This window comes from Sphingopyxis sp. 2PD (assembly GCF_005503695.1).
Lineage (GTDB): Bacteria > Pseudomonadota > Alphaproteobacteria > Sphingomonadales > Sphingomonadaceae > Sphingopyxis.
In genome coordinates this window covers 1-9,696 of record NZ_SCMU01000048.1, presented here as the reverse complement: position 1 = coordinate 9,696, position 9,696 = coordinate 1, and the positions used below count along the sequence as shown (strand labels likewise).

General features: G+C 62.2%; 11 protein-coding genes and 1 riboswitch. Of the genes, 7 read left to right on the top strand and 4 right to left on the bottom strand.

The window, feature by feature from the left end:
• The 4 genes from FFS18_RS17205 to FFS18_RS17190 form a co-directional block, all read left to right on the top strand.
• A partial coding sequence (locus tag FFS18_RS17205) for a DUF4189 domain-containing protein (RefSeq protein WP_137871785.1) occupies nt 1-780 on the top strand: 780 nt, incomplete at its 5' end.
• Nucleotides 781-820: 40 nt separating this feature from the next.
• Nucleotides 821-932: riboswitch (TPP riboswitch) on the top strand.
• A 43-nt stretch (nt 933-975) separates the two neighbouring features.
• Nucleotides 976-2,892 carry a phosphomethylpyrimidine synthase ThiC gene (gene thiC / locus FFS18_RS17200; RefSeq protein WP_137871784.1) on the top strand — a complete coding sequence of 639 codons (1,917 nt, stop codon included), beginning with the start codon at nt 976-978 and terminating at the stop codon, nt 2,890-2,892.
• Between the two features lie 55 nt (nt 2,893-2,947).
• Nucleotides 2,948-3,892: a DUF4238 domain-containing protein gene (locus tag FFS18_RS17195; protein ID WP_137871783.1), complete on the top strand. Its 945-nt coding sequence runs from the start codon at nt 2,948-2,950 to the stop codon at nt 3,890-3,892.
• Nucleotides 3,893-3,959: 67 nt separating this feature from the next.
• Nucleotides 3,960-5,027, top strand: coding sequence for an SIR2 family protein (locus tag FFS18_RS17190; RefSeq protein WP_137871782.1), 1,068 nt, complete (start codon nt 3,960-3,962; stop codon nt 5,025-5,027).
• Nucleotides 5,028-5,323: 296 nt separating this feature from the next.
• On the opposite strand, the gene FFS18_RS17185 is transcribed toward FFS18_RS17190, so the two are convergent.
• The gene (locus FFS18_RS17185) at nt 5,324-5,929 is read right to left on the bottom strand and encodes an SOS response-associated peptidase family protein (RefSeq protein ID WP_137871781.1); all 606 of its coding nucleotides are present in this window, start codon (nt 5,927-5,929) and stop codon (nt 5,324-5,326) included.
• A 179-nt stretch (nt 5,930-6,108) separates the two neighbouring features.
• Here FFS18_RS17185 and FFS18_RS17180 point away from each other — a divergent pair, with 179 nt between their 5' ends.
• Nucleotides 6,109-6,582, top strand: coding sequence for a glycine zipper 2TM domain-containing protein (locus FFS18_RS17180; RefSeq protein WP_137871780.1), 474 nt, complete (start codon nt 6,109-6,111; stop codon nt 6,580-6,582).
• A 13-nt stretch (nt 6,583-6,595) separates the two neighbouring features.
• Here the strand turns inward: FFS18_RS17180 and FFS18_RS17175 are convergent, their stop codons facing one another.
• Nucleotides 6,596-7,477, bottom strand: coding sequence for an arylamine N-acetyltransferase family protein (locus FFS18_RS17175; RefSeq protein ID WP_137871779.1), 882 nt, complete (start codon nt 7,475-7,477; stop codon nt 6,596-6,598).
• 62 nt (nt 7,478-7,539) lie between these two features.
• The gene (locus tag FFS18_RS17570; RefSeq protein ID WP_171005356.1) at nt 7,540-7,692 is read right to left on the bottom strand and encodes a hypothetical protein; all 153 of its coding nucleotides are present in this window, start codon (nt 7,690-7,692) and stop codon (nt 7,540-7,542) included.
• Nucleotides 7,693-7,724: 32 nt separating this feature from the next.
• Between FFS18_RS17570 and FFS18_RS17170 the strand changes: the two genes are divergently transcribed.
• Together FFS18_RS17170 and FFS18_RS17165 are read left to right on the top strand one after the other, a co-directional pair.
• The gene (locus tag FFS18_RS17170; protein WP_137871778.1) at nt 7,725-8,603 is read left to right on the top strand and encodes a hypothetical protein; all 879 of its coding nucleotides are present in this window, start codon (nt 7,725-7,727) and stop codon (nt 8,601-8,603) included.
• 24 nt (nt 8,604-8,627) lie between these two features.
• Entirely contained in the window at nt 8,628-9,176 is a 549-nt protein-coding gene (locus FFS18_RS17165) for a hypothetical protein (protein WP_137871777.1), read from the top strand.
• A gap of 10 nt (nt 9,177-9,186) precedes the next feature.
• Here the strand turns inward: FFS18_RS17165 and FFS18_RS17160 are convergent, their stop codons facing one another.
• Complete coding sequence (locus FFS18_RS17160) at nt 9,187-9,615, bottom strand: OsmC family protein (protein WP_137871776.1); 429 nt, start codon at nt 9,613-9,615, stop codon at nt 9,187-9,189.
• Nucleotides 9,616-9,696 lie beyond the last annotated feature (81 nt).

Sequence of the window (9,696 nt, the reverse complement as noted above, 5' to 3'; positions counted from 1 at the left end):
CATGGAGCCAGCGCCGATGATCGAACCCCGTTTCAAGCGACGACAGCTGTCGCTGGCCACGCTGGCGCTGTTCGCGGTGGCGGCGGAGTCTCTTATGTCTATGGCTCGGTGGCGTGGCACCCCGACGCCGACGACGTCTGGATGGCGGGCAAAAGATTTAGTTCCGGCTTTGCCGAACATCTGGCGCTCGAAGCCTGCAACCGCGCGATGGGGGGCGGCTGCACCTCGATCGGCGAATGGTATAATTCGTCGATGACGATCATCCGCGACAATCAGGGAACCTTGTACCGCGGCTGGAACGGCGAAGGCGGCGCCGAGCGCAAGCGGGTGCTCGCCGAATGTTCGCTTGCCCAACAACTGCCGTGCGAGATGTTGCACAGCTTCGATGCGGGCAAATCCGGCCATACGCCGAATCTGGCCACCGCACGCAAGCGCTACGCCAGCGCCGCCTGGGCGGCGGACCAAAAGGATTATGCGCGCGCCTTTATCGCGAGCGGCTACCCACAGCTCGCCGCCGCCAACGACGCGGCGCTGGCCGCGTGCGGCCGCGCCACCGGCCAGACCTGCGTGGTCGCCACCTGGGTGGCGAACGGGCTCATTCAGTCCTACCGGACCGACAAGAACTGGGGTCTCGTTGTCGAACGCAACGCCAAACGCGCCACCCGCATCGCGACGGCCGCCTGCAAGAGCGATGACGGCAAATGCATCCTCCAGCGCGCCTACGACAGCCGCACCCCGGGCGAATTCGTCCACGATTTCGCCGCCGCCGCCGCGAAATGAGCGGCAACGCTCGACAGCGACGCACCGGCCCGCTACATCTTCGCTATCCCCGGGGAGCCTGCCGCGCAAACGCAGGTTGAGAGCGGAATAGACCGCGACCCGTTGAACCTGATCCGGATAATACCGGCGGAGGGAGGGTCGGTATTCCAAGCCCGGAATCCCCATTCTCGCTCCGAACCTTTGGAGCGAACAGACATGGCCGACATCGACAGCCGCCTCGACAAGACGCAAGCCCAGCCCATCGGCGTCACCACCGGCCCGATCCGCGGCAGCCGCAAGATCCATGTCGCGACCCAGACCGGCAGCGGCATCCGCGTCGCGATGCGCGAGATTCTGCTCGAACCCTCGTCGGGCGAGCCCCCGGTGCGCGTCTACGACACCAGCGGGCCGTACACCGACGCCGACGCGGTCATCGACATCGCCAAGGGCCTCCCCGAACTTCGCCGCAACTGGATCCGCGGCCGCGGCGACGTCGAGGAGGTTACCCAGCGCGAGGTTCGCCCCGAGGATAACGGCCAGCTCGGCCCCGACCGCTCGGGAGGCGTCCCCGCCTTCCCCAACGTCCGCCGCCAGGTGCTCCGCGCCAAGCCCGGCGCCAACGTCAGCCAGATGCACTATGCCCGCCGCGGCATCATCACCCCCGAGATGGAATATGTCGCCGAGCGCGAGAATCTCGGCCGCGCGCGCCTCGCCGAGTACAAGCGCGACGGCGAAAGCTTCGGCGCCAGCATCCCCGATTACGTCACCCCCGAATTCGTCCGCGACGAGGTCGCGCGCGGCCGCGCGATCATCCCCAGCAACATCAACCACCCCGAAAGCGAGCCGATGGCGATCGGCCGCAACTTCCTCGTCAAGATCAACGCCAATATCGGCAACAGCGCGGTCGCCAGCGACGTCGCGGCCGAGGTCGACAAGATGGTCTGGTCGATCCGCTGGGGCGCCGACACCGTCATGGACCTGTCGACCGGGCGCAACATACACGACACGCGCGAATGGATCATCCGCAATTCGCCCGTCCCGATCGGCACCGTCCCCATCTATCAGGCGCTGGAGAAAGTCGGCGGCGTCGCCGAGGACCTGACCTGGGAAATCTTCGCCGACACGCTGATCGAACAGGCCGAACAGGGCGTCGACTATTTCACCATCCACGCCGGGGTCCGCCTGCCCTACGTCCCCCTCGCGGCCAAGCGCATGACCGGCATCGTGTCGCGCGGCGGCAGCATCATGGCGAAATGGTGCCTCGCCCATCACAAGGAAAGCTTCCTCTACGAACGCTTCGACGAGATTACCGAGATCATGAAGGCCTATGACGTTGCCTACAGCCTCGGCGACGGCCTCCGCCCCGGCAGCATCTATGACGCGAACGACGAGGCGCAGTTCGCCGAGCTCTACACGCTGGGCGAGCTCACCAAGCGCGCCTGGGCACAGGATGTGCAGGTGATGATCGAGGGCCCGGGCCACGTCCCGATGCACAAGATCAAGGAGAATATGGAAAAGCAGCTCGAGGCGTGCGGCGAGGCGCCCTTCTATACCTTGGGGCCGCTCACCACCGACATCGCGCCGGGTTACGACCATATCACCAGCGGCATCGGCGCCGCGCAGATCGGCTGGTACGGCACCGCGATGCTTTGCTACGTCACGCCCAAGGAGCATCTGGGCCTGCCCGACCGCGACGATGTGAAGGTCGGCGTCGTCACCTACAAGCTCGCCGCGCACGCCGCCGACCTCGCCAAGGGCCACCCCGCCGCGCAGGTCCGCGACGACGCGCTATCGAAAGCGCGCTTCGAATTCCGCTGGCGCGACCAGTTCAACCTGTCGCTCGACCCCGACACGGCGGAGCAATATCACGACCAGACCTTGCCGGCAGAGGGCGCCAAGACCGCGCATTTCTGCAGCATGTGCGGCCCGAAATTCTGTTCGATGAAGATCAGCCAGGAAGTGCGAGAGTTTGCGGCGAAGCAGAACCAAGGCGCCGAAAACTTCCTCGCCGCCGAGGAAGCCGAAAAGCTGGTGCCGAGCGAAGTCGAGGCAGGCATGGCCGAGATGAGCGAGCTGTTCAAGGAAACGGGGAGCGAGCTGTATATGGGTGCGGATGGCAGGGAGCATGATTGAGCGGATTGGAACTGACTGCCTCGGCTTCGATGCATCTCATTGCTAAGCTGAAAAGTTGGCTCGCGACCATTATGTTTCACAAACACATTTGCGGAAATTCTATGCGCCAGCGCTAAATTTCCGCAAAATGTTTGCGTTTCGCAAATCCGACCTAGCTAGCTTCCCCTGCGATTCACGGGATGTTTGTCGCATTGAAGACGGCAGCACAAATGCCTACCTAAACAGCCCCAGAATACTTGAAGATTATCTGAGTGATATAGAGCCTAACTACAGTGACGCCTGTTCAAAAATTGGACAGGGAAGACCTGACTATGAATCAATTTTGATTTTGTCCGGATTCATCGCTTTTGTGATCGGATGCTCACCAACCAGCATGCGGCTAGGCGCCATTCCCCTCTCGAAAATGGTCCGCACAGAAGCGGAACTCTTAGAAAGAATGGGTGAAATCGAACCGGCTCCACCCGAGCTAGGTGGAAAAACGCTTACGGAACTATTGGATGAGGGGCTGGTGATAGTAGATACCGATGAGAAATTTCCCCAATCGATGGGCATCTCTGGACTTCCCGAACAAGCCGCACAGTTTGCTAGTTTTCGTTGGGAAATCATTCTCAACTCACACGCCGAACGCCATCCGTTTGTCACAAGTGACTTTCCCGCTTCGATAGAGCCGAGCTCCGACCCCCAGATCCTAAACCGCGTCGTTCCACTGAGGCCGGACCTAGCTGTTCGAATCCATCCGCAGCTCCGGCCACCCAACCGACCAAATCTGGCGACCGATTTTCGATATCGCGTTGTGCAAGCTTCCCCATCGGAGGTAACAAGCATCAACCGAACCACAATTAGATGTGCAGAACAGCTTGTTTTTTCGCCAATCGATTCACCCGGTCTTAGGAGTCTAGTAAAGCGGAACAGTAGATATTTTCTAGATGTTGATCACTTCAGAACGCCTTCGGAAGCAGGCTACTTGCTGACCAACCGAGTTTTTCTCAACCAGCGTTGAACCCGTACAGAGCCTCGAGAAAACAAGGCATCTGGTGTTGCGCGGCGCCTTGCGTTAAACCGTCGCAATGAAGCCTAATATCATGATATTTGCCGGCGCAGGGGCGTCGATGGCCGTCAATCCGGATCAATTCCCTACGACAGTCGAATTTTTTAAACGGCTACCACAATCAATCACGGATTACCCGCTGTTTCGTCAGATTTTTGATTACATTAAGAATCAAAGCGGTTCTGATCGGATTGATATTGAGCAAGTCCTTTGGGAACTTGAAGAATTACGCAAATCTTTGCGTGGACTTCGGGATCGTTCGTCAATTGCAGGATACTGCCTAGATCGAAAAAATTCTCGGCATACTGCTGGAGATATTAGCTTTGGACAACTAGACAACGGCCTAAAAGCTATCATTCAGCATACCGAATGGCTATCTTCTGAAATAAATAAGCTGGAATATGATTTATACAGCTACGATCCGGTAGAGTCTGAACTCTCATCAAACTGGATTGCCTTGATAAGCGATGCTTGGAATGCGTCTGGTCAATTTAATATCTTCACCACCAATTATGATGGAGTCATAGAAAGCGCGCTGGGAAATTCTGAGATCCAACAAGTCGAACTTGACCGGTATCTCGGATATGCTGGCGCGAGAAAAAAGCACATAGATTTGGATGTTTGGAAAAATCTACCAGTAGAAAGCAAAGGATTGCTAACCAAGCTCCACGGATCGGTAGACTGGAAACGAAACGGTAACAGAATAAATATCAGTGATTCCGGTTTTTCGGGTGATCATGGGCGCCACCCAATCATATATCCCGGTTTTAAAGGAACTGATTCATCAGAATTTTTTGATGCGTTTCATGCACATCTAGAAAGCGTGGCCAGAGAAGCCGATATCGCCATATTCATAGGTTTCGCTTTTCGAGATGATCATATAAACTCTATAATAAGAGAATCTATAAGTGGATCTGCAAAGGTATTTATTGTCGATATAAATAACAAGATAAGATTTCCGACTAACCGGATCGAACCATATAGAATACCGTCATTCGATACTGACGGTATTAAAAATATCTTCCAGATAGCCAATATTGGTCTATTCGAGAATGGTCCTAGTAGGAAGCGGAAGGCATCCCTCTAGCGGGTCATGAGTACGGCGACGGTTTACTAAATCCCCAAACCCCGACCCGCTTTGAACGGAACGGCCGACAGTCCGCCTCGCCCCCACACCATGCTAAACTCATGCAGTGCGATCTCGAAACCCTCTCTACGTCATGGCCAAGCCGCCGCCGGAGGTGCAGGTGCAGATCGCGGCGCTCCCGCGCAACGGTCCTTCGCGTGGGGTCCACCTCCTCCATGTCACTTTGATCTCGCTCTAAGACCTGCACTATGCGGCACCCGAGTGACTGCCCGCGACCGACGCCGCGCGCACTACTTCTACTCCACCGCCATCAGCTGCGACGGAAACGGCACCGCCAGCGCCGCCGCCGCTTCGGCATCGCCGTCCAGCCATGTCGCATAATCCGCCTCGGCCAGGATCACCGGCATCGCCTTGGGGTGCAGCGGCGCAACCAGCGGGTTGGGGGCGCAGGTCAGGAACGCATAGGCATCGCCGACCGCGGTCGGGCGCCACAGCCCCGCGAACGCCGCGACCTCGCGGTCCGCGACGCGGAACCAATGCTCGTCCTTCGTCCCCTTGCCATCCGGCCCCAGCTTCGGTTCGGCAAAGCGGCTGAACGGCACCAGGCACCGCTGCGCCGGGCGTTTCAGCATATTGGCCCAGAACGGGCTGGCCAGGTTGCGGACGTTGGTGACATATTTGGTCACCGTCGTCCCCGGCCGCTTGCCGGGCAGCGTCAGCGGCACCCCCCACGCCATTTCGCCCGCGACGCGCACGCCATCGACCGTCCGCACCACCTCCCCCATCCGCCGCGGCCACACGTCGATCCGCGTTTCGGAAAAGGGCGCGTCATACGGCAGCGCGCCGATATATTCGCGCCATGTCGGAATCGCCTCGGGATGATTCTGATAATGGTTGCACATGGGGACGGCATCATGCCCGAAACCGGCGCATTGCCAAACCCCCCGCCCCCGGGCACATCGCGTTCGCCTGAACTCCGACGGAACTCCCGCCGCTTTCAAGGCTTTACTTCATGCGTGGGGCAAAAACAGAGCATGCCCACGCCCGACTGGCCCGGCACGCGACTTATGGAGTGATGTCGATGAAAAAGCTGATGATCCTGCCCCTCGCCGCGGCGACCGCGTTGGTCGCCGGGTGCGCCTCGAATGGCCTTTATGGCGGTGTCGGCGCCGGGACCGGTTATGACGATGGCGGCTACGGCTATTATGACCAGAATTATTACAGCCAGTACGGCAATTATGATTACGACCGCCCCGACCCGCGCCACGGCGGCTATTATGCCGACAATTATTACCGCACCGACCGCCGGTATCGCGAGCGCCGCCTGTCGAGCAACGACCGCGTCTATCGCGGCCGCGACGGCAAATTTTATTGCCGCCGCAATGACGGGTCGACGGGGCTGATCGTTGGCGGGATCGCTGGCGGCGTCGCAGGCAACGTCATCGCCCCGGGCGGTTCGGAAACGCTGGGCACCGTGCTCGGCGCGATCGGCGGCGCGGTGGCCGGCCGCGCGATCGAACGCAGCGGCAACAACGACGACGTGCGCTGCCGCTGACCGATGCGCGCCGCTACCCCGCGATTTCGGCGGTGGCGGCGCGCTCGATCGCCGGGCGCCAGTTGCGCTGGACGGGCACCAGGAAAATCTCGCTCAGCGCACGCTCGATCTCGTCGGCGGTCAGATAACGGCGGTCGGTCCGCCCGTCGACCAGCCGCACCGTCAGCCGGTTGTCACGTAGCGCGTAGCGCGCGTCGGCGGTCGTGCGCGCTGCGACCAGCTGCTGTGTGAAATGCGAATCGGGGTGGGTCGACGTGTACCAGTTGCCGACGATGCGATCGATCGGCGGCGCCGGGGCGTCGTCCAGCCGGTACAGCGCCTGCCAGGCATCACCGATCCGTGCCGCGACCTCCCACCCGAAATTGCCGCGGCGCACGCGATAATCCTCGTGCCGCGTCGGCTGCACCGCCTCGCGGTCCATCGCCAGCGGCTGCGGCGGCACCGCGGCGCCGAACCCGACGTCGGCCAGCCACGGCCGCCCGTCGAGCGTCACCAGCACGACCTTGTGCGTGCGCGGGGTCGGCGGCGCATCGTCCGCCAGCATCCAGCGCACCCGGCCCAACATCGCCTCGGCCTCGAACCCGATTGCCAGCAGCACGCGCAGGAACAGGGCGTTCTGCTCGAAACAATAACCGCCGCGCCGCCGGTCTATCAGCTTCGCCTCGATCGCGGCATCGCCAATATCGATACCAACCCCGGTCAGCGCGTCGATCGCCTCAAACGGGATCGCGGCAATATGCGCGGCCTGAAGCGCCGCCAGCACGTCGGCGGTGGGCGCGACCGGCCCCGCATAGCCGATCCGCGCCAGATAGCGCGTCAGCAGTGGCGCGCGTTCGACGGGCTCCGGATCGCCGTCGTCGGCGCTTGAGGTGGGGGCAGCGGGATAGTGCAACATCGGCAAGGACTCCGTTCGCGAATCGACTGCCGACGCTTATGAAAGCTGAAGCGCAGTTGAGATCAAGCGGCGATCATGCATTCGTCGCCCGCCCGCTGGTCGGCGCCCGCGCGCAGCTTGTCGAACGCGGCGCGACAAGGCGCGGCGCCGCAGCGATGGTCGCCATCGTCGGAGTACCAGCCGCGGCCCGTCCCCGCGGCAGGGCTCCGGCGCAAATTTGCTTCGCAACCCTGACGGGAGGCTCTCGATGCGTTTCGCCCTGCTATCTCTCGCCCTGCTGGCTGCCCCCGCGGCGGCGCAGGATGACGCCCCGATCGTCGTGACCGGCTACAGCGAGCTCGAACAACAGATCAAATCCTTCGTCGGCGCGCTGACCCCGGCGTCGCCGCGCGGCCAGATCGCGCGGTTCGAAACCGCGGTGTGCCCGGGCGTGTTCGGCATTCCCGAAGCGCAGCGCACCGCCGTGCGCGAGCGCCTCCGCGCGGTCGCCAAAGGGGTCGGCCTCGATGTTGCCAAGCCCGACTGCACCCCGAACCTGCTCGTCATGGTCGCCGCCGACAAGAACGCCTTCGTCAAGGCGCTCGGCAAGGACCATAATTATATGTTCGGCGACCGGACCCCGGCGCAAGTCCGCAAGATCCTTGCCGAACCGGGACCGGCCACCGCCTGGCAGATCCAGACGATGGTGAACGGCGACGGTCGCGCGGTCGCAAACGAGGGCGACATGCCGGTCAACCGCACCACGCGCAACCCGTCGCGGATCACCGCGGCGGCGCGGCCCGCTTTCCTGGCCGCGGCGGTGGTGATCGACGGCGCTGCGCTCGACGGGCTCACCACGACCCAGCTCGCCGATTATGCCGCCATGCGCGCGCTGGCGCGCATCGATCCGGCGCGGATCGACGCCGCCGCGCCGTCGACGATCCTGCGCATCCTTGATGCAGCGTCCGACAGCGAAGTGCCGGTGACGCTGACCCAGTGGGACTTTGCCTTTCTCAAGGGGCTTTATTCCAGCCCCGACAACCTCTACGCCCCGTCGCAGCGTTCAGAGATCGAACGCACGATGAACGAGGAATTTGATCGGGCGGGCGGCGAAGGCGCACCCCCGCGCGACAAATCCCCGGGTTAGACACAATGGGAATGACAGGCGGCCATGGCGACATTTGAACCCGATCCTATAGCCGCCGCGAAACAGCGACTGGCGCTGGCGCTGCGGCCGCGGATCGCGCTGATCGGCTTGACCAGCTGCGCGCTCGCGCTGCCGAGCGACACCGAGGATCGCATTTCGGTGACCGACCGTATCTCGCATGCCGATGCCGCCGGTCCCGGCGCCGAAGCATGGCGCGCCGCGACGGCCGCGCTGGTGACGGCGCTCGACGCCGATCCGGACCTGCGCGCGCTGCGTCAGCGGCTGTTCGACGTCGGGGTAGCGTCAGCGTTCGAGAGCGATCATGACGAGACCGCCCTGTGGACCAGCCTGGTGCTGCGTTGCCCGCGCACCAGCCTGTCGACCCTCGAAACGCTGGCCGCCGACGACGCCGGGATTGCCCCTGCGGACCGCAATGAGGTGTCGGCGCAATTCGCGATCTACATGCTGCGCAACCACCACCGTGATTGGCAGGCGAACCGCACCAAATTGCCCGACGTCGGCGAAAGCCCCTATACCCCGCCCGAGGAATGGAACCTGCTCGTCAGCACCTGAAGCGCAGGGGCTAATTTTCCAGGCTGTGCTCCAGGGTGATCTCGCAATCGAGCAGCTTCGACACCGGACAGTTCATTTCGGCTTCCTTGGCGATGCGGGCAAATTCATCGGGGTCGATGCCCGGCACTTTGGCGGCCAGTGTCAGCGCCGACTTGCTGATCTCGAACCCGCCGTCGACCTGATCGAGCGTGACCGCCGCGCTGGTTTCCAGCGTGTCGCCCGCATAGCCCGCGCGCGCGAGCCCGAACGACAGCGCCATGGTAAAGCACGCCGCATGCGCCGCGGCGATCAGCTCCTCGGGGTTCGTCCCCGGCACCCCCTCGAAGCGCGTCCCGAACCCATAGGGCTGCTTGTCGAGCACCCCCGATTTGGTCGTGATCGACCCCTTGCCTTCCTTGCCGAATCCTTCGTAGCGGGCGGATGCGCGATTGACGGTCATGCGGTTTCTCCTTGGGTTGCGAATGGTGAAGCGGTGGAGCCGCGCGTCAGCGCGCCGCCCCCGCCTTGTCGAGCTCCGCCA

Bases quoted from the DNA above. Each gene is read 5' to 3' on its own strand.
- thiC (WP_137871784.1), top strand. From the start codon at position 976: ATGGCCGACATCGACAGCCGCCTCGACAAGACGCAAGCCCAGCCCATC.
- FFS18_RS17190 (WP_137871782.1), top strand. From the start codon at position 3,960: ATGAAGCCTAATATCATGATATTTGCCGGCGCAGGGGCGTCGATGGCC.
- FFS18_RS17185 (WP_137871781.1), bottom strand. From the start codon at position 5,929: ATGTGCAACCATTATCAGAATCATCCCGAGGCGATTCCGACATGGCGC.
- FFS18_RS17180 (WP_137871780.1), top strand. From the start codon at position 6,109: ATGAAAAAGCTGATGATCCTGCCCCTCGCCGCGGCGACCGCGTTGGTC.
- FFS18_RS17175 (WP_137871779.1), bottom strand. From the start codon at position 7,477: ATGTTGCACTATCCCGCTGCCCCCACCTCAAGCGCCGACGACGGCGAT.
- FFS18_RS17170 (WP_137871778.1), top strand. From the start codon at position 7,725: ATGCGTTTCGCCCTGCTATCTCTCGCCCTGCTGGCTGCCCCCGCGGCG.
- FFS18_RS17165 (WP_137871777.1), top strand. From the start codon at position 8,628: ATGGCGACATTTGAACCCGATCCTATAGCCGCCGCGAAACAGCGACTG.
- FFS18_RS17160 (WP_137871776.1), bottom strand. From the start codon at position 9,615: ATGACCGTCAATCGCGCATCCGCCCGCTACGAAGGATTCGGCAAGGAA.